The organism is Gluconacetobacter diazotrophicus PA1 5, assembly GCF_000067045.1.
Classification (GTDB): domain Bacteria; phylum Pseudomonadota; class Alphaproteobacteria; order Acetobacterales; family Acetobacteraceae; genus Gluconacetobacter; species Gluconacetobacter diazotrophicus.
On record NC_010125.1, the window covers coordinates 3702259 to 3726286 of the forward strand.

Consider the following 24028-nt stretch of genomic DNA (forward strand, 5'->3'; position numbering starts at 1 on the left):
ACTGATGTCGGTCCGTTCGTCCCGCACCAGCAAACGGTTACAGGCTTGCGCAAAAAGATAGTCCGCCGCCGCTCGTAACCAATGGCCCCGGCACGCCGAAGAACCGGACATCCTGTCATCGTGAAGGAGCGGTTCCATGACCTCCCGCCGCCAGTTCTGCCTTGCCTCGGCCGCGTTCCTGCTGGCCGCGCGCCCCGGCCGCGCCGCGCCGCCCTATGCCGTCTCGCATTCGGATGCGGAATGGCGCCGCCTGCTGACGCCCGCGCAATACGACGTCCTGCGCCGGGCCGGCACGGAAATGCCGTGGTCCAGCCCCCTTCTGGGCGAGCATCGACCTGGCCGCTTCGCCTGCGCCGGGTGCGATACCGCCGCGTTCGACGCCGGCACCAAATTCGAAAGCGGCACCGGCTGGCCGAGTTTCTACCGCGCCCTGCCGCATGCCGTGCAGGAACGCGCCGACCATTCGCTCGGCATGGATCGGACCGAGGTGCTGTGCGCCACCTGCGGCGGCCATCTCGGCCATGTTTTCGACGACGGCCCGCCGCCTACGGGCCTGCGCTACTGCATGAACGGCGTCGCCCTGTCCTTCCACCCGGCCTGAGAGCCTGACCGAAAATGCGCGCTGGCGGCGATCCGACGCGCGTTTCCTGCGCTCCGGTGCTCACGGCCATCAAGGCCGCTCCGCTCCGGTGCTCGGGAACACACGCCGGGCGCGGCCTATCGGGCCGCTCTCGCTCACCAGCTCACATTTTCGGTCAGGCTCTGAGAGGACCAAAACCATGACACGGTCAGGACTACTCGGCATCTCGCTCATTGCCATGGGGGCGCTCGGCACGGCGTGCCATGCCGCGGACGCGCCGCTCGCCACGCGTCTGCCGCCGCCGGCAGCCGCCGAAGCGCCCGCGACGACCCATCGTGCCACCGCCGTCTTCGCCGGAGGATGTTTCTGGGGCGTCCAGAGTGTCTTCCAGCACATACGCGGCGTGACCGCGACGCGCGCGGGATATGACGGCGGAACGAAGGACACCGCCGAATACGAGACCGTCAGCGGCGGCGATACGGGGCACGCGGAATCGGTCGCGGTCGAATACGACCCGACGCAGGTCGGTTACGGCACGCTGATGCAGATCTTCTTCTCGGTCGCACTGGACCCTACGCAGGTGAACAGGCAATTTCCGGATGTCGGCAGCCAGTATCGCTCCGCCCTGTTCACCCGCACGCCGGAGCAGGCGACGGCGGCGCGCGCCTATATCCGGCAGCTGAATGCCGCGCATGTCTTCGCGCGCCCGATCGCAACGCAGATCGTTCCGGATCATGGCTTCTATCCGGCCGAGGAGTATCACCAGAATTTCGCGGCCCGCCATCCGGAAGATTCCTACATCGCAACGTATGACGCCCCTCGGATCGAGGCGCTGAAGATGGTATACGGCGCACAGTATCGCGATGACCCGATCCTGACGCTTGCCGCGCCCGGCGGACCGTAAGGGCGGGGGCGGCAGCAACAGGAGCAAGAGTGACGGAAGCCGAATGGAGTCACTGGATGGCGGCCGCCCAGCAGGGCGACGCCAATGCCTATCGGCTTGTCCTCGCCGAGGCCGCTGCGTGGCTGAGGCGTTTCTTCCTTCGCCGGCTGCCGCCCCCCATGATCGATTGTTTGGTCCCGGGATTTGGTGGTGCGGATTATGTATGAACCGTGATGGTTCTTTTTCCCACTGCTGACAAATGAATTCATATGGAGTGAGGCCGCGCAGGGTCTTGAGCCTGCGGGCGAAATTGTAGGCGGTAACGAAGTCGGCGAGGTGTTGACGCAACTGGTCATGTGTTTCGTAGTAGAAGCGCTTGACGGTGGCGTCCTTGATCGTGCGGTTCATCCTCTCGACCTGGCCATTCGTCCAGGGATGTCGCGGCTTTGTCAGTCGATGCTCGATATCGAGATCAGCACAGGCCAGTTCAAAAGAGTGGCACCGGAACAGGACACCATCCGCCCGCATGGCCTTGATGTCTTCGGGTGTCATCCATTGCCGGCCGGATCGGTAAAATGCGTGCCGTTATCGGTCAGCACGGTATGGATGCGGTAGGGAACCGCAGCGGCCAGAGCACGCAGGAAGTCACCGGCAACGCGACGTGTCGCTTTCTCGTGCAATTGGACAAAAGCGAATTTCGAGGTCCGGTCGATCGCCACCAGAAGATAAAGGCGCCCCATTTCAGTGCGGACTTCAGCAATGTCGATGTGAAAATAGCCGATCGGATAACTCTTGAACTTCGACCGTTTTGGTTTGTCGCCTTCGGTCTCGGGCAGGCGGCTGATCCCATGGCGCTGAAAACAACGGTGCAGGGAAGATCGCGTCAGATGCGGGATCGTCGCCTGAAGCGCATAAAGGCAATCATCAAGAGGCAGCAGGGTATGGCGACGGAAGGCCACAACGATCGCTTCTTCTTCGGTCGACAGGATGGTTGAGGATGCGACCTTCGGACCGGTGCGTCGATCCGACGTATCGGTCCGCCCCTTCCATTTGGCGACCGTCTTCGGGTTGATCCCGTAGCGTTTCGCCAGAACCCTCAGGCTCTCTTGACTATGTTGTATCGCTCGACGGACTGCCGCTGTCGTCGTGGCGCTTCCGTGGTGAACCTGGCCCATAGCGCATCCTTCCACTCATGTGAAAATAATGCACCACCAAATCCCGGGACCAAACACATAGGCGCTTTTCCATTTCGGGCGCATAGCGCTGCACCCATCGGTAGATCGTGGAATGATCCACGCTCACACCGCGCTCGGCCAGCATGGTTTCAAGGTCGCGATAGCTGATCCCGTAGCGGCAATACCACCGAACCGCCCACAGGATCACAGCTCCACCAAAATGCCGACCCTTGAAATCGTTCATCCACAACGCCCCGCCTCAAAACTGACCGCGGTTTCCAACAGGCACGCCAACTTTGCAACAGAGCCCTTTTGCCCGCTTTATGAATTCAGGCAGTTCGACAACGGTCTGCAGCTTTGACATTCACAACAAGTATACGTCAATGACTCATAGATCGGAAGATGGAAGGCTCGGAGAACGGCTCTGTTGTAACCGGTCGTAGGGGATCTCGCTCGTGCGCGCCGCCATCGGCTGGATACTCTTGCGATCGTCCAGTCCGATCAGACCCGCAATATAAGCCGGGCACATGCTGCGCTGAGCCTTGCGGCCCCGCCCCGCCCCGCCCCGCCAGAGAGGGCGCCAGCCATGCATCAAGATCAACCCGCCAATCGCCATCCATCGCCAGCTCCCGCCATAGCCGGTATCCTATGAATCAGCGATCGCTCTCGAAGGGAATCCTTCGTCCAAATTTTCTGCGAGAGTAGTAATAGGGTCATGATCCGATGTTGTCGAATGAGCGAGCACCGCGTCAATCATCTCTCCGGCACAGCCGAGATAGCGCGCCGGATCGGTCAGGTGGTCGATCTGCCGATGCGAAAGCTGCTCCGTGACGGCGTCGTCCGCCTTTAGCATCTCGGCTAGCGACCTGTTTTGTTCGAGCGCCGCGCGGCAGACTTTGTAGAGCATGTCGTGAGCCTGGCCCCGACCGATCTTCGGTGCCAGAGCCATCATGACAGCTTCCGACATGATGAGCCCTTTGGTGATACCGAGGTTCGCGGCCATTCGATCCCCGTTCACCTCAAGCCCCTCGATTACGAAAGCGGCTTGCGACAGTGCCCCGCTAGCGAGCGAAAATATACGCGGCAGTTCGATCCACTCGATCTCCCACGGCCCCGTCGCGCGCTCATGGTCAGCATCCATGCTGCCGAGAAGGGCTGCGGTCGACTGGCGCACACTCGCCGCACAGGCAGTGATGTAGCAGCACGAGATCGGATTGCGCTTCTGCGGCATGGTCGAGGAGGAGCCGCGATTAAGAACGAACGGCTCGGCTGCCTCGTTCACTTCCGTCATCATCATGGTCTTGAGATCGGTAGCGAACTTTGACAGCGTCCCGGTAACAAGGCCAAGGAAACATGCCGTTTCAGCAATCGAGTCGCGATCCGTGTGCCAGGTGATGGGCGGTCGGGCGAGGCCCAGCGTGTCGGCGAGGACTTTCTGGACATCGAGACCGCGATCGCCGAGAGAGGCGAGCGTCCCGCAGGCGCCGCCGAACTCCAGAACCTCAATACGCGGACGTAGCTCCGCCAACCGCTCGCGATGACGTAACAGGCAAGCGGCCAGTCTTGCCATCTTAAAGCCGAAGGTGATTGGCACCGCCTGCTGTAGGTTCGAGCGCCCCACCATCGGCAAATCGCGATGTGCACGGGCGAGGCCGGAGGCTGCGGCGATGCAGCGTTCGAGCAGATCGGCCACCACGTCGAGCGACGCCTTTATCTGCAGGACGGTAGCGGTATCGGTGATGTCTTGCGTAGTGGCACCCCAATGGCACCAGTCGCCCGCATCGCCGGCGAGCGACTGGATCTGGTGGACGAGCGGGAGGACCGGATAGCCGATCTCTGCCGTTTCATCCGCGAGCCGTACCATGTCGATCTTCTCGAGCAAGCAAACGGACGCAATTTTCTTCGCAGCGTCTGCGGGGATAATGCCGAGCCGCCCTTGAACCTCCGAGAGTGCTGCTTCAACGGCGAGGTACTGCTCGGTCCGTCCGGAGTCCGACCAGATCTTGCGAACACGCGGTTCGGTGAAGAGGTCCCGGAAAACGGGGCTGTCGATGACGCTGGTTGCCAAGATTCGGCCTTTCAGTGGTCGGTATCGGAGCTTTCGCCCGCGTTACCCATTGCTTGCGGGAGTGCAGAAGGCTGTGTCCCGAGGTGTGGTGTAGGAGCACCGTTCCTCGAAGGGTTCGAGGTTATCAGGCGGCCACGGCGGGCAGGCTGATTGTGGGATTATGGCTGATGGCGGCCAGTCCTTCCAGCGTCATGTAACGTCGGCAGACCGCCCACTCGTCGTTCTGTTCGAGCATCAGCGCGCCGACGAGGCGGATAATGGCGGCATCGTTGGGGAAAATGCCGATGACGTCAGCCCTGGTTGAGCTTCAGCAGACACCATCCGTCAGATTTAGTCGAGACTTCTACATTTGATGCGAAGCGGGGACGGCGCGGTCGGCCGCCGAAAGAACCGGACGATGAACCGCCACCAGACCGGCAGATCAACCTGACCGATCCGGACAGCAAGCTGATGCGCCGCTCCGACGCGCATGAATACCGGCAAGCCTACAATGCCCAGGCCGTGGTTTGTGCCGAGGGCAGCCAGTTGATCTTGGAAAATGGCGTCGTTGCGACGACGGCGGACGCGCCCAGCTTCGCCGCCACCATCCTGGGTATGGAGGAGAGGATCGGCCTGCCACGAACCGTCCTCGCCGACACGGGTTTCGCCAGCGGCAAAGCCGTCGAAACGTTGCAGGCCAGCGGCGTGGACCCGCTGGTCGCCATCGGACGCCCTGTGAATCGGCGCCCTTATGACTTCCGGCCAGAACCGCCACCCAGGGAGCCGCGCCGGATCACCGAGCCCTGGCGCCTGGAAATGAAGGCCAGGCTGCAACAGAACCCGGCAAAAGCCCTTTACGCCTTACGCAAGCAGACCGTCGAACCGGTCTTCGGTATCATCAAGAGCGCCATGGGCTTCACCCGTTTCCATCTCCGTGGCCTCCCCAACGTCGCAACAGAATGGACGCTCGTCGCCCTCGCATATAATTGCCGTAGGATCACGCGACTGACGGCCGCATAAACGCCGTCGTCGCCATCACTCATCACTACGGCAGCGCCCAATCCGACAGCCTGCTAGAGCGTGATGATTTCGGTCTGAATCGGAATATGGGTACCCAGATTGCCGAAAATCTGATTCAACATGCTGTCTGGATTGGAGGCCAGCATGGATGGCGCGTCCTTATTCGATGGATCTTCGCGACCGGGTTGTGGCAGCCGTGGAGACAGACGGCCTCTCCTGCCACGAGGCCGCGAAGCGCTACGGTGTAGCACCCAGCACCGCGATCCGGTGGATGCAGAGCTTTCGGCGGACCGGCAGCGTTTCCCCTGGCCAGATGGGCGGCCACAAGCCGAAACGGCTGACGGGTGCGCATCGGGAATGGCTGATCGAGCGTTGCAAGGCGGGGGGCTTTACCCTGCGGGGCTTGGTCGCAGAACTTGCCGGGCGCGGGCTCAGGGTCGATTATCGCTCTGTGTGGGTCTTCGTCCACGACGAGGGGCTCAGCTTCAAAAAAAACACTCGTCGCAGCCGAACAGGACCGTCCTGATGTCGCCCGACACCGGGCGCGATGGCAAAAATACCAACACCTCATAGATCCCGCCCGCCTGGTGTTCATCGATGAAACCTGGACCAAAACCAATATGGCGCCGCTACGCGGCTGGGCGCCGCGTGCGAACGGGCTCCGGGCCAAAGTGCCTTGGGGTCATTGGAACACCATGACCTTTATTGCCGCCCTGCGGGTCGATCGGATCGATGCGCCGTGGCTGCTCGATGGTCCGATCAACGGCGAAAGCTTCCGCATCTACGTCGAGAATGAACTCGTGCCGACGCTCAGGCCTGGTGACATCGTGATCGCTGACAACCTCGGCAGCCACAAAAACAAGGCAGCACGCGCAGCCATCCGACAGGTCGGCGCGCGCCTGATCCTCCTGCCAAAATACTCCCCAGACCTGAATCCCATTGAACAGGTCTTTGCCAAGCTCAAGCACCTGCTCCGCAAGGCCGCGGCTCGAAGCCGCGACGCAGTCAGTTCAACCATCGGCGAACTCCTGCGCAGCTACGCTCCCAGCGAATGCGCCAATTATTTCATAAACTCAGGATATGGACCAACCTAAAATCATCACGCTCTAGTTCTTGCGGCGGGTGGCGCGGGGGGTGATCTGCCGGGAATGGGCGGCGATGGTGTCGGCCAGCGCCTTGACGGGGCCTTCCAGCGCTTCGGTCTTGCCGATGACGATGAAATCGACATCGGCCGTTTCGGGCAGGTTTTCGGTGACGGGCAGCGACCGGTCGTACTGGCGCAGGAACGAGGATTGCGCGGTGACGCCGTAGCCGGCGCGGACGGCGGCCAGCAGGGCGGTCAGGTTTTCGGAGGTGAAGGCGACGTACCAGGGGATTTCCGCCGCGTTGAGGCATTCCAGCGCGAGCTGGCGGGTGATGGCCGGTTCGGGGAACACGACGAGGGGCAGGGCGGTGCCGGGTTCCCAGTTGCCGAACCAGGTCAGCGGTTCGCGCCAGATGGTGGTGCCGCGTGCGTCACCGATTCGGCGCTTGGTGCAGAGTAGGTCGACCGAGCCGGTATCGAGATCGTTCTGCAGCGAGCCGCTGAGGCCGACGCGCAGATGGACATCGACCTTGGGATATTTCTCGCGGAAGATGCCCAGGATTTCCGGCAGCCGGGTCATCGTCAGGTCTTCTGAGATGCCGAGGCGGATATAGCCGCGGATGACCGAGCGGTCGAACCAGGTCAGCGCCCGGTCCTGCGCCGAGAGGATGTCACGGGCCAGCGCGATCATCATGTGGCCGTCCTGCGTCAGGGTGACCTGCTTGGTGCTGCGGACCAGCAGGGTGCGGTTGACTGCCTGTTCCAGGCGGCTGACATGCTGGCTGACGGTGGACTGGACAATGCCGAGACGCCGGGCGGCGGAGGTGAAATGCAGCGTTTCCGCCACCGCCAGAAAGGAGCGGAGTTGCTGGGGGTCGAGGTCTCGGGCGTCTTCCATGATGGATTCCTGTTTCAGAATGAGGCCTTCATTTCAGGACGATGACGGACGAAGGTCCAGACCCCGGCTTTCCACCCGCCGAGGACGGGGCGCAGTTCGCGCACCGCCGTTGCCGGGTCCGGGGCGTCGATCAGGACGATATCGGCGGGGGCGCCTTCGGTGATCGCCGCGGGTACGCCCAGTGACGAGGCGGGGGACGTGGTCAGCATGTCCCAGATCAGGGCCAGGTCGGCATCGGTCGTGGCGCCCGTGATGTTGGCGAACAGGTTGCCCATGCGCAGCAGGTTGGCGTCGCCGAACGGGGTGAAGGGGTTGACGATGTTGTTGGTGGCCAGCGCGCAGCGCCCGCCCATGCGGGCATAGCGCATCAGCGGGGCCATGCTGCCGCGCATGAGAAACAGGTCGGTGGCGGGCAGGGCCGTCAGCATGATGTCGGCCGCCAGCAGGCCGTCCAGAATGGCGGTCTGCTCGTCGGTCGGCAGGATGGACAGCTTGGTGGCGTGGCCGATGACGACGCGGCCCCGATAGCCGGTTTCCAGGACGTGGCGGATCAGGAAGGGCAGGGCGCTGGCAGTGGGGTCGAGGTCGAAATCGATGTGGAAATCGGCGTCGCAGTCGTGCCGGGCGGCCAGGGCGAGGATACGGCGGATCTGTTCCTGCGGGTCCGGGTCGGTATAGGGGCAGCCGCCGATGCTGCGGGCGCCCAGGCGCAGGGCTTCCTCCAGCAGGGCTTCGCCGTCCGCATGCTGGGTCAGGCCGTCCTGGGCGAAGGCGCACAGGCGCAGGTCGATGGCGTGGCGGGCTTCCTCCGCCAGGGCCAGCAGGCCTTCCAGGCTGCGCAGACCGGCGGCGTGATCGACCTCGACGAAGCTCTGCATGACCGTGGTGCCGTGGGTGATGGCATCGCGTAGCACGCGGGCGCCGCGATCGTGCACGTCCTGCACCGTGAAGGTGGCCTTGAGTTCGGTGATCTTGCGGATGGCGGCGGCAAGGCTGGCGTCCTCGGTCCCGCAGCGATGCAGGGTGGCGGCCTTGTCGAGATGGATGTGGCTTTCGACGAAGCCGGGGAATGCCAGGCAGCCGCCGCCGTCATGCTCGACGGCGGCGGTGCGGGGGATGTCGGGGTGCAGGGCGGTGATGCGCCCCGCGGTGACGCCGATATCGAGCGGCGCGGCGTGGGGGGTAAGGCGGACGTTCCGGATAATCAGGTCCATGAGGTGCGATAGCCTGTTTTCATTCTTCTTTGTTTTGACCCGATTGCCCGGGCCAGGAGGGCGTTCTTGCGAGTGTCCTCCTAGAATTCGGTCGAAAGCTGGGCGGCGACGGTGAAGCCCGCGCCGATGATATAGGTCGGCGCACCGGCGGCGTCGATGATGGTGCCGTTGACGCCGCGTGTGGACCGCGCGTTGGGCAGGACGGAACCCAGGCCGGCCAGGTAGTGCGTATCCCATAGATTGACGAAATTGAGCTGGAATTTCGGATGCTTGATGTAACGGTAGGACGGTAGGTAGACGCCGATCGTCATGTCGCCATGGGTCTGGGCGGCCATTTTTTCATCGTTCATGAAAGTGGAGTATTGGGATGAGAGATATTTGAGGCCAAAATTTCCGAAAAACAGGGAATCGTCATAGGACAGACCGAAGGATGCCTGGAAGCGCGGGCTTTGCACGGCTGTCTTGCCCTTGGTTGGCAGGTAGTCGTTTCCGACCCTGAAATCGTTGTCGATCGTGGTGTGCAGATATTCGAACGAGGCGTAGGGGCTGAAATGCATGAAGGGAACCGTGCCGAGTTCGATATCGACGCCGCGCGAGGTCTGCCCGCCCTCGTTGATCGTGGTGGAGACGGGCAGGTTGCCGACATAGGTCTGCGTGGCGATCTGCCGGTTGGTGAAGTTATAGTTGAAGAAGGTGACGCTGCCGAGGACCTGGCGGCCCTGGTAGCGGTAGCCGATTTCCTCGGCGATGGAGTATTCGTCCTTCTGCTGCCCGGCGCCCAGCGATGTGACCTGCCCGGTGGCGGGACTGGTGCTGCCGAAGAAACTGGTGCCCAACGGCGCGCGGAAACCGGTGGTGACGTTGAAGAACAGCTGATGTTCGTGGTTGAAGTCGTAACGGACCATCAGGCGCGGCAGCGGCTGGAAACTGTTGTCGTGGATGCGGTATTCGGTGCCCGGAATGTGGTTGGTGCCGACGCGGTCGACCATGACGGCCTTTATGCCGCCGGTGATCTGCAGATGATCATGCAGCAGGCTGAGCCTGTCGTTGAGGAAGATGCCGTTGACCTGCGTCATGAGGTTGTAGTCGCCCGAGCGCAGCGGGCGGCCGTTGGCCATCATGACCGTGGGATCGGTGCCGCGCGGGCCCTGGGGCGCGCCGCTGGCCGTGACGGGCGTGTAGTCGATCCAGTTGGAGAAATCGTCATATTCGTACCAGTTTCCCAGCGTCAGGGTGTTTTTTCCCTGCGTCCAGTTGAGCTTTTCGACGAAGCCGGTCCGGTAAGGGGAGTTGAGGTATCGCTGGACGGCCGGAGCCTGGCCGCCGCTGGCGCCGGGAAGGGTGGAGCCCGGGGATTCGAACTGGTTGCCCCAGTAATAGCCGCCCGTGGGCAGGGTTGTGCCGCTGAGAGCGCCACCGGAGCCGTGAAAGAAATAGGGCTCGACATCCGCCGTGAGGTTTCTGGCCAGGCGGAAGGTCGAGGGAAGGCCGATATTGAAATCTTCCCACGGGTTCTGGTACATCCGCCAGTAGGCCGAGTTGGCGGCGGGGGATCCGCCCTGGATGTAGGTGGGGCTGTAATAGTTGGACCGTCCGGTGGCGTTCCACTGTGCGAGCGTGGGTTCGTAGTAATTGGAAATCGTCTGGTGCGCCCAGGTGAAGACGGCCGCGACGCGGTTTCCCTGCCCCCATTCCTTCAGGAATTTCGCGTCGATGTGCAGGCGGCGGTCGGTGCCCGGGCCGGTGAAGTGCTGGTCGTAGAAATCGGAAAAGGACATCCAGCCCCGGATGCCGGTATGGCCGATATCGCCGGTATTGATACGGATGAATTCTTTCTTGGCATCCCACGTGCCGAACATGGAGGATGCGTAGCCGCCGAACTGATGCGACGGGTCGATGGTCTTGAAGCTGACCTGACCGCCGAGATCGACATAGCTGGGGGTGTCGATGGGTGACGAGCCCTGGGTGATCGACGCGCTTTGCAGGTTTTCGGAATCGATGAGCTGCGACGGGTAGATGGTGCCGTTATTGGGATCGTTTTGCGGCGTTCCATCGACCATGAAGCCGATTTCCTGCTGGTTCAGGCCGCGCAGGGTCATGGTGACCTGATTGCTCATGCCGAAGGCGTCGGACGTTGCGACGTTGGCACCGGGCATGTTCTGCACCAGGTTCAGCGCGCCGGCGCTGGCCACCTGTTTGGTGATGTAGGCACGATCCACGGTACTGACCGAGGCTTCGGCATGGGTACGGACCATCTGGCCGGAGCCCGATGCCTGCCGCAGGGTACGGACGACCGATATGGATTCGGACGGGGCTGCCGCCGGATGGGCTGCCGGATGGGTCTTGGGCTGCGTCGCGGCGACGGCGGAAATCGGGATGATCGAGACTGCGCAAAGAAGAAGGGAAACCCTGAAGGAAATCGGCTTCATGCTTTTTTCATTCCTGTCTCGTATCATATTGGGCATCGCGCAGCGGCCCGTTTCCAGGCGCCATGGCGCAGCGGGAAGGATATGGACGGGCGTTTCAGGAGCCCGATCCAGCGTTGAATAATTTCAATACGAAATCATATGTCACCCACTTATCGCGATGTCAAACTAATTCCGGGGTGAGAATGTTCCTGATGGGGAATGTGCGATGGCGGGGCCGGACGGGCGACGGCGCGCATACGGTTTTGCGTTCGCGCGGGGATGGATGCCGGCAGGCTGGCTTCTGCATTGATCCGGTGCGTGCCGGCGGAAGGTAGCGCCTTTGGGGCGTGACGCGGAGCGCGGGACTTGCCAAGATCGGGGAATGAACGCCTATCCCGCCGATTTTCCGACCGTGCATCCCGCCGGTATTCTCGACACCCGCGAGGCGCGGCGCGCGCGCGGGTTGGCCTTGCGCAAGACGTTGCCGCGCGGGGGGCATGCCGACTGGTCGCCGCCGGCGGGGCGGGCGGATCCGGTTGCCGTTCTGGAGCGCCAGGGGGCCAGCCGCATCGCCAGCCTGCTGCCGGTGCGCTATGCGCGCATGGCGGCCTCGCCCTTTGCCTTCCTGCGCGGGGCGGCGGTGGTCATGGCGGCGGATCTGGCGCAGACCGCCTGGGCCGGGCCCCGGGTGCAGAGCTGCGGCGACTGCCATCTGGCGAATTTCGGCAGCTATGCCTCGCCCGAAGGGGTGCCGGTCTTCGACATCAACGATTTCGACGAAACCCTGCCGGCGCCCTTCGAATGGGACATCAAGCGGCTGGGGGCGTCGCTGGTGCTGGCGGGGCACGAAACCGGCCTGTCCGACGACGCGGCGCGCGGGCTGGCCGTGGCGGCCGCCCAGGCCTACGCGGGGGAAATGGCGCGGCTGGCCCCGCTGACGCCGCTGGAAATCTGGACCCACCGGATCGACCTGGGGGCGGCGATCGACGGGTTCGCCAGCAAGCGCGTGCGCCAGCGGGTCCAGGCCCTGCTGGCCGCGCGGCTGGACGCCGCCCGCCGCCATTTCGGCCTGGTGGCGGACGATAGCGGCGCGCCCACCCTGCAGGAAAAGCCGCCCCTGGTGATGCGCCTGCCGGAAAACGACGATGCGGTGCGCAGCGCCTTCGCCCGCTACGTCGCGACCCAGCCGCCGGAGCGCGGCATCCTGCTGACGCGCTACCGCCTGCGCGACGTGATCTTCAAGGTCGTGGGGGTGGGCAGCGTCGGCACGTTCTGCGCCATCGGCCTGTTCGCCACCGCCGACGGCGACAGCCTGCTGCTGCAGATCAAGGAAGCGCAGGATTCCGTCCTGGCGCCCTTCGCCGGGGCCTCGGCGTTCCGCAACCAGGGCCAGCGCGTGGTCACCGGCCAGCGCATCATGCAGGCGGCGCCGGATGCCTTCCTGGGCTGGACCCACACCGCCGGGCAGGACGAGGCCGAGGATACGGCCCATGCCCTGTCGGGTGCCGGGCGGCAGTTCTATGTCCGCCGCGTGAAGGATACGCGGCTGGCCGCCATCGGGACGAGATCGCGCAGGAGGGACTGCCGGATTACGCCCTGCTGTGCGGGCGCACGCTGGCCCGCGCCCACGCCCGCACCGGCGATGTGGGTGGCCCTGGCGGCCTATCTGGGGCGCGGACGATCCTTCGCCGACGCGATCGGCGGCTTTTCGGTGCTGTATGCCGAACAGACGCGCCGCGACTGGACCTTGTTCAAGGCGGCGATCGCGGCCGGGCGGTTGCCCTGCTGGTCCGGCACCGCACCCGGCGGGAATGGCGGCGGCGGTCGCGGCGCGGGGGGCGCCGGCACCGGCAGCGGGGCCTGACCATGGCGCGGCCAGGCATGATTCGGCCAGGCATGATCCGGACAGGCATGATCCGGGCCGGCATGGCGGCGTCGGTGCGGCGGGCGCGCACGGCCCCCCGCGCCCTGGTATCCGGCGTCTGCGCGCCGGGCGGGGCGCGCGACGTGGTGGCCGGCGTGACCCTGGCCTCGATGAACATTCCGCAGGTGCTGGGCTATGCCGGCATTGCCGCGATGCCGGCCGTGACCGGCCTGTATACCGTGCTGCTGCCGCTGGTGGCGTTCGCCCTGCTGGGGTCGTCGCGGCATCTGGTGGTGGCGGCCGATTCCGCCACCGCCGCCATCTTTTCCAGCGGCCTGGCCGGCATGGCGGCGGCGGGCAGCCCGAAATACGTGGCGCTGGTCGGCACGGTCACGTGGCTGGTGGCCGGTTTCCTGTTCGTGGGGCGACTGTTCCGGCTGGGATTCCTGGCGGATTTCTTTTCGCGCACCGTGCTGGTGGGGTTCCTGGCCGGGGTCGGGGTGCAGGTCGGCATCGCGATGTCGCGCGACATGCTGGGCGTGGCCGCGACCGCCCATAACCCGGTGCGGCAGTTGCTGCAGGTCGCGGACGGGCTGCCGCACGCCCATCCGCTGACGGTCGGGCTGTCGCTGCTGGTCGTGGCGGTCATCATGGGGGGGCGGCGGCTGGTGCCGCACGCGCCGCTGGCCATGGTCGCGGTGGTGGGCGGCATCCTGGCCAGCCGGGTGCTGGACCTAGCGGGGCGGGGGGTGGCCGTCATCGGTCCGATCGCGGGCGGCCTGCCGTCGCTGGGGCTGCCGGACGTATCGTGGAACGAGATGGTGGCCCTGCTGCCCGTCGCGACCTCGTGCGTGTTCGTCATCATCGCGCAGAGCGCCGCGACATCGCGGGCTTTCGCCCTGCGCGCTCATGAGGAGGTGGACGAAAACGCCGATATCCTGGGCCTGTGCGCCGCCAATGCCGCCGCCGCGCTGACGGGCGCCTTCGTCGTGAACGGCAGCCCCACCCAGACGGCCATGGCGGTGCGGGCGGGCGCGCGCAGCCAGCGGGCGCAGGTGGCATTCGCGCTGGTCACGCTGGTGGTGGTGCTGGTGCTGACCGGGCCGCTGCGCGACCTGCCGCGCTGCGTGCTGGCGTCCATCGTCTTCACCGTGGCGGTGGGGATGATCGACTGGCGGGCCATGTGGGCCATCCGGCGCGAAAGCCCGGGCGAATTCGGCCTGGCCATGGTCACAGCCGCCGCCGTGGTGGGGATCGGGGTGGAACAGGGCATCTTCCTGGCCATCGCGCTGTCGCTGTTCCGCCATGTCCGGCACAGCTATCGCCCGCACACCATGGTGCTGCGGCAGGACCCGGTGACCGGCGCGCTGGAGACCGAACCCGTCGCCCCCGGCAGGCAGACGGAACCGGGGCTGGTCGTCTATCGCTTCGGCGCCGACCTGTTCTACGCCAATTGCAGCCGCTTCACCGACGACGTGCACCTGCTGATCGATCATGCGCCGGCGCCGGTGCGCTGCTTGATCGTCGATGCCAGCGCGATCACGGACATCGATTTCTCCGCCGCCGGTGCGCTGCGCGACCTGCTGGCGGACTTGCGCAGGCGGGGCATCGTCGTGCTGTTCGGCCGGGTCAGTTCCTATCTGCGGGCCGACATGCAACGGCACCGCATCCTGTCGGCCGAAGACCCGAACGCCAACTTCGCCGCCCTGCATCCGGCGCTGGCGGCCGGACGGGCGATCGTGAAGGCAGCCGGGGCCTGACCTGTGTCCGTGACAGTGCGTTGCCGGGGGAATCACCTTTGCACGACGTCCTTGCGCCCCCGGCGCGCGATGAACACGTGCCCTGCACCATCATGGAAAAGGGCGCGTGTCATGCGTGTACGGGACATCATGACGGCGTCGGTCGTGGGCGTCGCCCCGACCGATCCGCTGGAAAAGGCGGTGGGGCTGATGCTGGAGCACGGGATCAGCGGCGTGCCGGTGCTGGGCGTGGGCGGCCACGTTGTGGGCGTGCTGACCGAGGGCGACCTGCTGCGCCGTAGCGAGCTGGATACCGAACCGGGCCGGTCCTGGCTGGGGGACTGGCTGCGCTCGCCCGGGCGGGCGGCGTCGGATTACGTGCGGACCCACAGCCATCGCGTCATCGACCTGATGTCGGACAGCCCGGTGACGATCGCGCCCGACGCCACGCTGCGCGAGGCCGTGGACATGATGCTGGCCCACCGGGTGAAGCGCCTGCCGGTGATACAGGATGGCCGGATGGTCGGCATCCTGTCGCGGGCCGACCTGCTGCGGGCGCTGATGCGCGCTGCCTCCGGCCCCACCGAAACCGTGTCCGACGTGCAGATCCAGAACGAGATTACCGAGGAATATCGTCGCCAGTCCAAATGGGCGGGCGAGGATTTCATCCATGTCGCCGTTCAGGACGGGGTGGTGGAACTGACGGGCACCATCCTGGACGAACGCCTGCGCGTGGCCGCCCGCGTGGCGGCGGAAAACACCCGTGGCGTGACCTCGGTCATCGATCACCTGGAGGTTGTCGAACCGATGACCGATGGCGCGATGCCGATGAGGATCTGACCCGTCAGGATTTCAGCGTCGGGCCCGCGGGGGCGGCGTTGAAGCCCAGGCGGCCCAGATACGCCAGGCGGGTGGCGGAGACGATGTCGCCGATGCGGCCGTCCACGATGCGGGCGTAACCCGACACGGCGGTATCCACCAGCGCCGAACCCACCGCGACCCCGGCGAAGAGGGTGCCGGTCTCGTCACGCAGATGCCAGACGTCGCCGCGGATGCACGCATCTTCATTGTAGCGAAAACCGGGGATGATATCACGAAGGATCGGGGCCAGCAGGTCGGTGACGTCCAGCGCGTTGCGCACGAAGGCCCCGCATTGCTCGTCGGGGATGAAATAGCCCACCAGGTCGCCCTGCAGCATCATCAGGCCGGGGCGGGCCCTCCGGCTGTCCGTCACGCTGCGTGTCCGCACGACGATCCGCTGCGCGTCGGACCCGTTTTCCGACGTCACCAGCAGGGTCCCGACCGGATTGGCCAGCAGGTCGGGCGTTACGCGCATGCGCGATAACGGGATGCTTGCCAGGGTCATCATAATTCTGGATCTCCTTGATCGAACAGGATCGCGCGGGCACGCGCTGTTACTTTTTGTTTCGAAATGACAATAATTCTGCGAAGCAGCGTGGACGGGATTGCGCGGAAGGGCATCGGGAGAAGCTGAAACGTTTATTCGATCTGTTTTTCCATGCAGCAGAAGGCATCGTGCCTCGTACGCCTGTGGAAGGTCGCGGCGGCATTCCGAACCGGCCGCCCCGCGTTCACGTCATGGCGAACGGCAGCCCTGTCCTGTCCGAAAGATGGGATGGCCGAGGAACGGCGGGGGCGGGGCAGCATGGCGCGGGCAGTCAGGCGCGTGCCGGAACCAGGGGCATGCGGCCGGCCATCCTCCCTGCGGCGTCTGTCGGTCGCGGCATCGCGCCGGGATATCGGGCGGGTCCTGGGGTGATGCCTGTCTCGGTCGCATTCATGTTCGTGGTCACTCGACGTCACTGCCGGGGGCGGCGCAGCCTAAACCGTTAACGCGCGCAATGGTTGCATTGCGCCGCAACGCTATATGATGGCGCGACCGCGTCCGCGTGGCGCCATAGCAGGAAACACACTTCATGACAGACCGCCTCCCTCTCGCCCCGGTGACGCTGGCCGGCGACCTGGTCCAGCTTGTTCCCCTGTCGCGGGACCACCATGACGGGCTGGTCGAGGCGGTGTCGGACGGCGCGCTGTGGACGCTGTGGTACACCAGCGTGCCGGACCCCGAGGGCATGCGGGCGGAAATCGACCGGCGGCTGCGCCTGCGCGACCAGGGATCGATGCTGCCCTTCACGGTGATCCGTCGCGCGGACGGGCGGATCGTGGGCATGACGACCTTCATGAACATCGACGCCGAAGGTCCGCGTGTCGAAATCGGTTCCACCTGGTACGCGCGCAGCGTCCAGCGGACCGGCCTGAATACCGAGGCCAAGCTGCTGCTGCTGGCCCATGCCTTCGACACGCTGGGCTGTCTGGCCGTGGAATTCCGCACCCATGTCCTGAACCGGCAGAGCCGCCAGGCCATCGAACGGCTGGGCGCGCGGCTGGACGGCATCCTGCGCTGGCATGTCCGGGCCAAGGACGGCACGGTGCGCGACAGTTGCGTGTACAGCATCACCGCGCCGGAATGGCCCGCCGTTCGCGCGCACCTGCGGTTTTCCCTCGCCGCGCGGGCGTAACCCGGGTAAGGCGTCCCCTCGACCGGGCAGGACGCGTGTCATATGCTCGTCTGGGACTTCATGGGGATGAAGCGGGCCACGAGATCGGCCCTTCGATCGGGGACGGGACGGGGACAGGTGCGGGGGCACACGCGGGATTTCAACGAGATCATGGCGCTGGCCGTTGCGGGCAGCGGCACCGGCATCTGGGACCGCGACGTCGTGACCGGCGAAATCCGCTATTCCGACGGCTGGGTCGAAATCCTGGGCTATCGCCCCGACGAGGTCAGCACACGGGTCGAGGAGAGCTACGACCGCGTGCATCCCGATGACCTGGCCTATGTCCAGGCGACGATGGACGCCCATTTCGAGGGCCGCACCGATTTCTACGAGGCCGAATACCGGCTGCGCTGCCGGGACGGCGGCTATAAATGGGTGCTCAGCCGTGGCCGCGTCGTCAGCCGCGATGCCCGGGGCAGGGCGCTGCGGATGGTGGGCACGACGACCGACATCAGCTCGATGCGTGCCCTGGCCGAGCGGCTGCAGCAGAGCATCGAGCTGATCACCAACCTGACCAACCAGGTTCCGGGCCTGGTGTTCCAGTGCCTGCGCGCGCCCGACGGCACGGCCCACATGCCCTATGCCAGCGCCAGGATCGACGAGATCTATGAACTGACGGCGGAACAGGTGGCGGTCAGCACCATCCCGGTCCATGAGCGTGTGCATCCCGACGACCTGGAGACCTATCGCGCGACGCTGGCCGCGGCTGCCGCGACGCTGACGCCCTGGCATTGCGTCTTTCGCGTGCTGCTGCCGGAGCAGGGCCTGCGCTGGCGGCAGATCGACGCCCATCCGACCGGCCTGCCCGACGGGGGCACGCTGTGGTACGGGCTGGTGGTGGACGTGACCGCGCGCAGGCGCATGGAACAGGAACTGCACGCCCTGGCGCGGGTCGATCACCTGACCGGCCTGCCGAACCGCCGCGCCTTCACCGAAGGAATGGAAAGGGCCTGGCAGATGCTGCGCGGTGGCGTCAGCCGGGGGGGCGCGGTGCTGATGATCGACATCGACCGGTTCAAGACCATCAACGACCGGTACGGCCATGCGGCGGGTGACGCGGTGCTGCGCCATGTCGCCACGGTGCTGATGGCCACGCTGCGCGCCACCGATTTTACCGGCCGCATGGGGGGCGAGGAATTCGCCGCCTGCCTGCCCGATACCGGCCTGGACGAGGCCGGCCGCATCGCCGAGCGTCTGCGCCAGGCGATTGCGGGCACGCCGGTCCCCTTCGAAAGCCACAGCATCGCGCTGACGGTCAGTATCGGGATTTCGAAGATGCGCCTGGCCGACGCCGGCGGCGACGATGCGCTGTCGCGGGCCGACATGGCCCTGTATTCGGCCAAGGAAAACGGCCGCGACCGCGTGGCTTTCGCGACCCTGGAAGTCGAACGGGGATAGGGTACGTTTTTTTCGTATCGGCGGTCTTTAACGGCGACGGAATCCGATTACATTCCCGTTCTGGCTTGAATATTTCCGAAAAAAGGAAAATTCCCAGATAAGGGGAGGCCGTTCATGAGACAGGTTGTCCGCCCGCGCCGTCCGGGAAAATGGGCTCGTGGCGGAGCGACGCCGCTGCTGGATCAGATCGGCATCGTGCTGCTGATTCTGTTCTCCGCCGCCTGGCTGGTCGTGCTGCTGATCCTGGGTTGATCAGGTGTGCAGGGGTGGCAGGCGTTGAAGCGCCCGGGCTGTGAATGATTCGGCCCGGGTGGGCGACACAAAGCTGTTACAAAATCAAGTGCGATTCCTCTCCGTCCGTTTCTTTTATGGCAACTGGCGGAAAACCGCCATTTCCCGGCCGGATCGGGCCGAAGGGTCGCCCGGCCTTATCCACAGATTCCGGGGGTACCTGTCTGGGTAACTCTGTGGATAGTTTCCGGCGCGGCTTGCGGCAGCACCGCCGCCGTCTCATTTCCCGGTTTGTTCCGGCAGGTCGTCCAGCGGGCGGTACATGATGTGGCAATCCACCCGCCCCAGCGTGGCGTGGCGATAGGCGCCCGGCACGGTGCCCACGATGATGAAGCCGTGTTTCCGCCATAGCCGTACCGCTACATGGTTGCTGGCCACCACCGCGTTGAACTGCATGGCGGCGAAGCCCATCCGGCGCGCCGCGGCCAGCGAATGCGCGCACAGCGCCCCCGCGACCCCCTGGCCCCGTGCCTCGGGGGCCACGATATAGCCGGCATTGCACACATGGTCGCCCGGCCCGCCGGCGTTGAGCTTGATGTAATAGCTGCCCAGGATGACCCCGTCACGTTCCGCGACATAGGTGGCGCGCGGCAGCGCCGCCCACAGGCGCCAGCCTTCCGCGCGGTCCATCTCCGGGTCCCAGGCATAGGTTTCGCGCGCCTGCACCACGCCGCGCAGGATGGGCCAGACTGCATCGAAATCGGACGCGGTCATCAGCCGGATCTGGAGGGGCACGGGCATTCTCGGTTCCTTGGTCGGTGGGCCGGCCCGATGGGCGGCGGCGAGTCGTACGCCGCAGGATAAGGCGGATCGGCTGCCGGCCGCATGGCTTCAGACATATTTTAATGCAAATCAATTGCAATTCGGATTGAAATCGCTATTGATAATAAATCGCATCAACGGTTTCCCACAAGGAATGTCATGTCGCAGCGGCCGGCCCCCCTGCTTCCCACTGCGTCACGTCGTGCCCGGGTTCCCTGGACGGCGCGTGCGATCGTCGCGGCGGGCTGCCTGGCGCTGGGCGCCTTTTCGGTCACGCGGGCGCATGCCGTCCCGCCGACGATCAATCTGGGCAACGCGGCCGAGGCCGAGGACGATGCGTCGTCGGGCGTCTTCGGCTTTCTGTCCAACTGGCGCCGCTCGGCGAATTTCCTGGGTAACATGTGGGGACTGCGCCCCGAACTGGGCAAATACGGCGCCGTCCTGGCCGTGCAGGAAACGTCGGAGGTCTTCGGCAACGCCACGGGCGGCAACCGTCGCGGGGTCGATTATGACGGCCTGACCCAAGCCGTGCTGCAGATCAACACCCAGCGTGCCTTCGGCTGGTACGGCGGCACGTTCAACGTCAGCATGGAACAGATCCACGGCCGCAGCCTCAGCCAGGACAATCTGCAGGCGCTCCAGACCATCAGCGGCATCGAGGCCGACCGGTCCACGCGGCTGTGGGAATTGTGGTTCGACCAGAAATTCCTCGACCAGCAGCAGCTCGACATCAAGATCGGCCAGCAGAGCCTCGACCAGGAATACATGATCAGCAGCAACGCGCTGATCTTCGCCAACACCATGTTCGGATGGCCCATGGTGCCGTCGGCCGACCTGCCGGGCGGCGGTCCGGCCTATCCGCTTTCGGCGCTGGGCGTGCGCGGGAAATACTGGCTGGCGACCCCGCTCTATGTGCTGGGCGGGGTCTATAGCGGTAGCCCCACCCGCGCGCTGTCGGGCGATCCGCAGCAGACGAACGCGTCCGGCACCAGTTTCCCGCTCGATCGCGGCGTCATGGCGATCGCGGAAATCCAGTATGTCTATCCCGCGCTGGGCGCCATGGTCTCGCCGGATGACGAGCAGCCGCTGTCGCATGTCTATCGCCTGGGCGGGTGGTACGATTCCGAACCGTTCGCCGACCAGTATTACGACAATACCGGAACGCCCCTCGCATCGCCGGCCAGCAACGGTACGCCTGTGAATCATCGCGGTGCCTTCAGCTTCTATGCGGTGATGGACCAGATGCTATGGCGCAGCCATGTGGACCCCAACCGCACGATCAACATGTTCGGCCGCGCCATGGGCACGCCGCAGGCCGATCGCGTGCCGGTCGATTTCAGCCTGAACTACGGCGTGACGATGAAGGACCCGTTTCCTTATCGAACCGACGACACGTTCGGGCTCGCCATGGGTTACACCCATGTCAGCAGCGCGCTGGCGCGCTATGACCGTGCGGTCCACCAGTATACGGGCGTCTATTCCCCGCCGCAGGGCGGCGAGACCTATGTCGAGGCGACATACCAGTACCAGTTCACCGGGTGGATGCAGTGGCAGCCGGATTTCCAATACATCTTCAATCCTGGCGGCGGCATCCCGAATCCTTCCCATCCCGACCACCATATCCATAACGAGCTGGTGCTCGGCTTTCGCACCAACATTGCGCTTTGAGTTTTGATCATGCAGCCATTCATCACACGCTTTCTCATGGGCGCGGCGTTCCTTGCCGCGCTGGCGCCGGCCGCGGCCCATGCCGGGCCGAAGGGGTTCCTGGAATCCCTTCATCGCCACACGATGCTGGCCTCGACCAGCCCCGGTAATGGCGATCTGAATCCCTACGCGGTCGTCGTGGTGCCGCAGGACATGGGGGTGCTGCACAAGGATGATGTGCTGGTCACCAATTTCAACAACATCAGCAACCTTCAGGGGACCGGGTCGACCATCGTCGTCTACTCCCCCGCCACGGGCAACGTGACGCAGTTCGCCAGCCTGCCGCCGCATCTGGCCGCCTGCCCCGGCGGCGTGGGGCTGACCACCGCGCTGACGGTGCTGAAATCGGGTTGGGTGATCGTCGGCAGCGCGCCCAGCAAGGACGGGTCCACCCTGACCAAGGGCGACGGCTGCCTGGCGGTGCTGGATGCGAACGGTCATCTGGCCGCGACCTGGAAGGGCCCGCTGATCAACGCGCCCTGGGGCGATATCGCCGCCATCGATCGCGGCGACACGGCCACGCTGTTCATCTCGATGTCGGGCTACGACCTGCCCGGGCCGAACGTCCTGGACCCTGCCACGCATTATCCGCCGATCCTGCACAAGGCCACGGTCCTGCGGCTGGATCTGCGCATCCCGCAGGGCCAGGCACCGGTCCTGGACAAACAGACCGTCGTCGCCAGCGGCTTTTCCGCCCGGGCGGATCGCGACAATTTCCTGTTCGGCCCGACGGGGCTGGCGCTGGATACGGACGGCACGCTCTATGTCACCGATGGGTATGACGACGAGGTCACGGCCATCGACAACGCCGTGACCCGCACCGACCCCGTCACCCGCACCGACGACGCGGTAGGCCGCGTCATCACCAAGGGCGGACTGCTGAACTGGCCCCTGGCCATGATGTGGGTGCCGGGCCACCATCTGCTGGTGTCCAACGGGCGCAACGGCCAGGTCGTGGAGATCGATCCGGTGGCGAAGAAGCAGATCTACGCCCAGTGGATCGACAGCGACCAGGCCCAGCAGCCCCCGGGCAACGGCGACCTGTTCGGCCTGGCAATGACCCCCGACGGCAAGAGCTTCTATTATGTCGAGGACGACATGAATACGCTGAATCTTAGCAGGCCATGAGGGGGCGGGACGACATGAACCCGTATTTCAGCCGCCGCGCTTTCCTGGAGGGCGCGCTTGGCGTGGCTGGCCTGAATGCCGTGGCCGGCCCGGCCCGGGCGGTTCGTCCGGTTTCGGCGCCCGTCCTGCACCAGCCGGGCATTACCACGCCGCAGCAATCGAGCATCTATTTCATGACGTTCGACATCACCGCCGAAAAGCGTGCGGACGTCGCCGCCCTGATGCGCCGCTGGACGCAGGCGGCGGACGCCATGATGGCGGGCCACGCCATTCCCGACTTCGTCGATTCCGGCGAGGCCGAGGGCCTGTCCCCGAAGGGCCTGACCCTGACATTCGGCTTCGGCCCCGGCCTGTTCACGCAGGATGGCAGGGACCGGTTCGGCCTGGCATCCCGCCGGCCTGCGGCGCTGGCCGACCTGCCGCGTTTCACGGGCGACCAGCTTGTGCCCGCGCGGACCGGGGGCGACCTGTCCATCCAGAGCTGCGCCAACGACCCGCAGACCGCCCTGCATGCGGCGCGGGTTCTGGCGCGCCTGGCCTATGGCATGGCCGAGCCCCGCTGGGCCCAGGCGGGTTTTCTGCCCGACTTCGGCAGGCACACGACGCCGCGCAACCTGATGGGGTTCAAGGACGGGACGATGAATCCCGATACGACCAGTCCCCGGGCCACGGACCGCTTCGTCTGGGCCGCGCCGGACGACGTCGCATGGATGCAGGGCGGCAGCTACCAGGTGGCCCGCATCATCCGCATCGCGCTGGAACACTGGGACCGCATGAAGGTGGGATTCCAGGAGGAAACGATGGGCCGCATGAAGGAAAGCGGCGCCCCGATCGGCGGTCATCGCGAATCGGACCCGCTGGACCTGAAGGCCCAGGACCATGACGGCAACCCTGTGATTGCCGAGAATGCCCATGCGCGCCTGGCGGCGCCTTCGGAGAATGGCGGCGCGCAGATCCTGCGCCGGGCCTATTCCTACGATAACGGGCTGAGCTTCACCGCCGAGCGCTGGCCGCCCTGGCATCAGGGGAACGAGCTCGACGCAGGACTTCTGTTCCTGTGCTACCAGCAGGACCCGCGTACCGGATTCACGAAAATCTTCGATCGCATGGCGAAGTTCGATATGATGAACCAGTTCACGACTCATATCGGAAGCGGCCTGTTCGCCTGCCCGGGCCGCAAGCCCGGAACCTGTATCGGCGCGGCGCTGCTGGACGCGTAGCAATGGCGCCGGCCGGCTCGGAGTACGCGGC

The 24028-nt window shown here is 65.2% G+C and carries 19 protein-coding genes and 5 pseudogenes; 14 read left to right on the plus strand and 10 right to left on the minus strand.

The features are described 5' to 3' along the window. Nucleotides 1-136 precede the first annotated feature (136 nt). The 3 genes from msrB (at nucleotide 137) to GDI_RS20400 (ending at nucleotide 1690) form a co-directional block, all read left to right on the plus strand. On the plus strand, nucleotides 137-601 hold the full coding sequence (gene msrB / locus GDI_RS17140) for a peptide-methionine (R)-S-oxide reductase MsrB (protein ID WP_012228318.1): 465 nt from the start codon (nucleotides 137-139) through the stop codon (nucleotides 599-601). Nucleotides 602-779: 178 nt separating this feature from the next. Further along, the gene (gene msrA, locus GDI_RS17145) at nucleotides 780-1484 is read left to right on the plus strand and encodes a peptide-methionine (S)-S-oxide reductase MsrA (protein WP_012228319.1); all 705 of its coding nucleotides are present in this window, start codon (nucleotides 780-782) and stop codon (nucleotides 1482-1484) included. A gap of 29 nt (nucleotides 1485-1513) precedes the next feature. Then, nucleotides 1514-1690 (plus strand): hypothetical protein, encoded by a 177-nt coding sequence (locus GDI_RS20400; protein WP_231854151.1) that lies wholly within the window; start codon nucleotides 1514-1516, stop codon nucleotides 1688-1690. Here the strand turns inward: GDI_RS20400 and GDI_RS17150 are convergent. The 5 genes and pseudogenes from GDI_RS17150 to GDI_RS19890 form a co-directional block, all read right to left on the minus strand. Continuing rightward, nucleotides 1653-2638, minus strand: a pseudogene (locus GDI_RS17150) (IS481-like element ISGdi9 family transposase); the annotation flags it as partial. The gene GDI_RS20400 and the pseudogene GDI_RS17150 sit on opposite strands and share 38 nt — an antisense overlap. 58 nt (nucleotides 2639-2696) lie before the next feature. Continuing rightward, nucleotides 2697-2882, minus strand: a pseudogene (locus GDI_RS19360) (IS6 family transposase); the annotation flags it as partial. A gap of 186 nt (nucleotides 2883-3068) precedes the next feature. Further along, nucleotides 3069-3258 (minus strand): annotated as a pseudogene (locus GDI_RS20695) (IS701 family transposase); the annotation flags it as partial. 26 nt (nucleotides 3259-3284) lie between these two features. Further along, nucleotides 3285-4706, minus strand: a complete 1422-nt coding sequence (locus GDI_RS17160) for a class-II fumarase/aspartase family protein (RefSeq protein WP_012228320.1) — start codon at nucleotides 4704-4706, stop codon at nucleotides 3285-3287. Between the two features lie 124 nt (nucleotides 4707-4830). Then, nucleotides 4831-5004 (minus strand): annotated as a pseudogene (locus GDI_RS19890) (transposase); the annotation flags it as partial. A 44-nt stretch (nucleotides 5005-5048) separates the two neighbouring features. Between GDI_RS19890 and GDI_RS19365 the strand changes: the two are divergent. Further along, a pseudogene (locus tag GDI_RS19365) lies at nucleotides 5049-5705 on the plus strand (IS1182-like element ISGdi13 family transposase); the annotation flags it as partial. Between the two features lie 148 nt (nucleotides 5706-5853). Continuing rightward, a protein-coding gene (locus GDI_RS19370; protein WP_157871078.1) for an IS630-like element ISGdi6 family transposase occupies nucleotides 5854-6799 on the plus strand; the annotation gives its coding sequence in 2 pieces (ribosomal slippage) (nucleotides 5854-6192 and nucleotides 6194-6799; 945 coding nt in all). 12 nt (nucleotides 6800-6811) lie between these two features. Here the strand turns inward: GDI_RS19370 and GDI_RS17185 are convergent. From GDI_RS17185 to GDI_RS17195, 3 genes are all read right to left on the minus strand, one after another. Then, nucleotides 6812-7687, minus strand: coding sequence for a LysR substrate-binding domain-containing protein (locus GDI_RS17185; RefSeq protein ID WP_012228322.1), 876 nt, complete (start codon nucleotides 7685-7687; stop codon nucleotides 6812-6814). A 14-nt stretch (nucleotides 7688-7701) separates the two neighbouring features. Then, nucleotides 7702-8901, minus strand: coding sequence for an amidohydrolase family protein (locus GDI_RS17190; protein WP_012228323.1), 1200 nt, complete (start codon nucleotides 8899-8901; stop codon nucleotides 7702-7704). A gap of 80 nt (nucleotides 8902-8981) precedes the next feature. Then, nucleotides 8982-11330 (minus strand): TonB-dependent receptor, encoded by a 2349-nt coding sequence (locus GDI_RS17195; protein WP_041249577.1) that lies wholly within the window; start codon nucleotides 11328-11330, stop codon nucleotides 8982-8984. Nucleotides 11331-11691: 361 nt separating this feature from the next. On the opposite strand from GDI_RS17195, the gene GDI_RS17200 reads away from it, so the two are divergent. The 3 genes from GDI_RS17200 (at nucleotide 11692) to GDI_RS17210 (ending at nucleotide 15752) form a co-directional block, all read left to right on the plus strand. After that, nucleotides 11692-13173, plus strand: a complete 1482-nt coding sequence (locus GDI_RS17200) for a DUF2252 domain-containing protein (RefSeq protein ID WP_012228325.1) — start codon at nucleotides 11692-11694, stop codon at nucleotides 13171-13173. Nucleotides 13174-13205: 32 nt separating this feature from the next. Then, entirely contained in the window at nucleotides 13206-14933 is a 1728-nt protein-coding gene (locus GDI_RS17205; protein WP_231854152.1) for a SulP family inorganic anion transporter, read from the plus strand. 111 nt (nucleotides 14934-15044) lie between these two features. Next, entirely contained in the window at nucleotides 15045-15752 is a 708-nt protein-coding gene (locus GDI_RS17210; RefSeq protein WP_012554390.1) for a CBS domain-containing protein, read from the plus strand. A 4-nt stretch (nucleotides 15753-15756) separates the two neighbouring features. On the opposite strand, the gene GDI_RS17215 is transcribed toward GDI_RS17210, so the two are convergent. Next, entirely contained in the window at nucleotides 15757-16281 is a 525-nt protein-coding gene (locus GDI_RS17215) for a hypothetical protein (protein WP_012228329.1), read from the minus strand. A 568-nt stretch (nucleotides 16282-16849) separates the two neighbouring features. Here GDI_RS17215 and GDI_RS17220 point away from each other — a divergent pair. The 3 genes from GDI_RS17220 to GDI_RS20105 all read left to right on the plus strand — a co-directional run bounded on the left by GDI_RS17220 (nucleotide 16850) and on the right by GDI_RS20105 (nucleotide 19141). Then, entirely contained in the window at nucleotides 16850-17452 is a 603-nt protein-coding gene (locus GDI_RS17220; RefSeq protein WP_012228331.1) for a GNAT family N-acetyltransferase, read from the plus strand. A 42-nt stretch (nucleotides 17453-17494) separates the two neighbouring features. After that, nucleotides 17495-18889, plus strand: coding sequence for a sensor domain-containing diguanylate cyclase (locus GDI_RS17225; RefSeq protein ID WP_012228332.1), 1395 nt, complete (start codon nucleotides 17495-17497; stop codon nucleotides 18887-18889). Between the two features lie 114 nt (nucleotides 18890-19003). Beyond that, a complete protein-coding gene (locus GDI_RS20105; protein WP_012228333.1) occupies nucleotides 19004-19141 on the plus strand; it encodes a hypothetical protein in 138 nt (45 codons plus the stop codon). A gap of 258 nt (nucleotides 19142-19399) precedes the next feature. On the opposite strand, the gene GDI_RS17230 is transcribed toward GDI_RS20105, so the two are convergent. Next, nucleotides 19400-19921 carry a GNAT family N-acetyltransferase gene (locus GDI_RS17230; RefSeq protein ID WP_012228334.1) on the minus strand — a complete coding sequence of 174 codons (522 nt, stop codon included), beginning with the start codon at nucleotides 19919-19921 and terminating at the stop codon, nucleotides 19400-19402. Between the two features lie 180 nt (nucleotides 19922-20101). Here GDI_RS17230 and GDI_RS17235 point away from each other — a divergent pair, with 180 nt between their 5' ends. The 3 genes from GDI_RS17235 to GDI_RS17245 are packed head-to-tail and all read left to right on the plus strand — an operon-like array spanning nucleotide 20102 to nucleotide 23997. After that, nucleotides 20102-21610, plus strand: coding sequence for a carbohydrate porin (locus GDI_RS17235; protein WP_012228335.1), 1509 nt, complete (start codon nucleotides 20102-20104; stop codon nucleotides 21608-21610). A gap of 9 nt (nucleotides 21611-21619) precedes the next feature. Continuing rightward, the gene (locus tag GDI_RS17240; RefSeq protein ID WP_012554395.1) at nucleotides 21620-22777 is read left to right on the plus strand and encodes an NHL repeat-containing protein; all 1158 of its coding nucleotides are present in this window, start codon (nucleotides 21620-21622) and stop codon (nucleotides 22775-22777) included. A 14-nt stretch (nucleotides 22778-22791) separates the two neighbouring features. Then, a complete protein-coding gene (locus GDI_RS17245; RefSeq protein WP_041249903.1) occupies nucleotides 22792-23997 on the plus strand; it encodes a Dyp-type peroxidase in 1206 nt (401 codons plus the stop codon). Nucleotides 23998-24028: the final 31 nt, after the last annotated feature.

What these genes read in the sequence shown, in the direction of transcription:
- GDI_RS17215 (WP_012228329.1), bottom strand. Translation starts at nt 16,281, where the DNA reads ATGATGACCCTGGCAAGCATCCCGTTATCGCGCATGCGCGTAACGCCC.
- GDI_RS17200 (WP_012228325.1), top strand. Translation starts at nt 11,692, where the DNA reads ATGAACGCCTATCCCGCCGATTTTCCGACCGTGCATCCCGCCGGTATT.
- msrA (WP_012228319.1), top strand. Translation starts at nt 780, where the DNA reads ATGACACGGTCAGGACTACTCGGCATCTCGCTCATTGCCATGGGGGCG.
- GDI_RS17190 (WP_012228323.1), bottom strand. Translation starts at nt 8,901, where the DNA reads ATGGACCTGATTATCCGGAACGTCCGCCTTACCCCCCACGCCGCGCCG.
- GDI_RS17240 (WP_012554395.1), top strand. Translation starts at nt 21,620, where the DNA reads ATGCAGCCATTCATCACACGCTTTCTCATGGGCGCGGCGTTCCTTGCC.
- GDI_RS17225 (WP_012228332.1), top strand. Translation starts at nt 17,495, where the DNA reads ATGCTCGTCTGGGACTTCATGGGGATGAAGCGGGCCACGAGATCGGCC.
- GDI_RS17230 (WP_012228334.1), bottom strand. Translation starts at nt 19,921, where the DNA reads ATGCCCGTGCCCCTCCAGATCCGGCTGATGACCGCGTCCGATTTCGAT.
- GDI_RS17220 (WP_012228331.1), top strand. Translation starts at nt 16,850, where the DNA reads ATGACAGACCGCCTCCCTCTCGCCCCGGTGACGCTGGCCGGCGACCTG.
- GDI_RS20105 (WP_012228333.1), top strand. Translation starts at nt 19,004, where the DNA reads ATGAGACAGGTTGTCCGCCCGCGCCGTCCGGGAAAATGGGCTCGTGGC.
- GDI_RS17195 (WP_041249577.1), bottom strand. Translation starts at nt 11,330, where the DNA reads ATGAAGCCGATTTCCTTCAGGGTTTCCCTTCTTCTTTGCGCAGTCTCG.
- msrB (WP_012228318.1), top strand. Translation starts at nt 137, where the DNA reads ATGACCTCCCGCCGCCAGTTCTGCCTTGCCTCGGCCGCGTTCCTGCTG.
- GDI_RS17185 (WP_012228322.1), bottom strand. Translation starts at nt 7,687, where the DNA reads ATGGAAGACGCCCGAGACCTCGACCCCCAGCAACTCCGCTCCTTTCTG.
- GDI_RS17235 (WP_012228335.1), top strand. Translation starts at nt 20,102, where the DNA reads ATGTCGCAGCGGCCGGCCCCCCTGCTTCCCACTGCGTCACGTCGTGCC.
- GDI_RS17205 (WP_231854152.1), top strand. Translation starts at nt 13,206, where the DNA reads ATGATCCGGACAGGCATGATCCGGGCCGGCATGGCGGCGTCGGTGCGG.
- GDI_RS17210 (WP_012554390.1), top strand. Translation starts at nt 15,045, where the DNA reads ATGCGTGTACGGGACATCATGACGGCGTCGGTCGTGGGCGTCGCCCCG.
- GDI_RS17245 (WP_041249903.1), top strand. Translation starts at nt 22,792, where the DNA reads ATGAACCCGTATTTCAGCCGCCGCGCTTTCCTGGAGGGCGCGCTTGGC.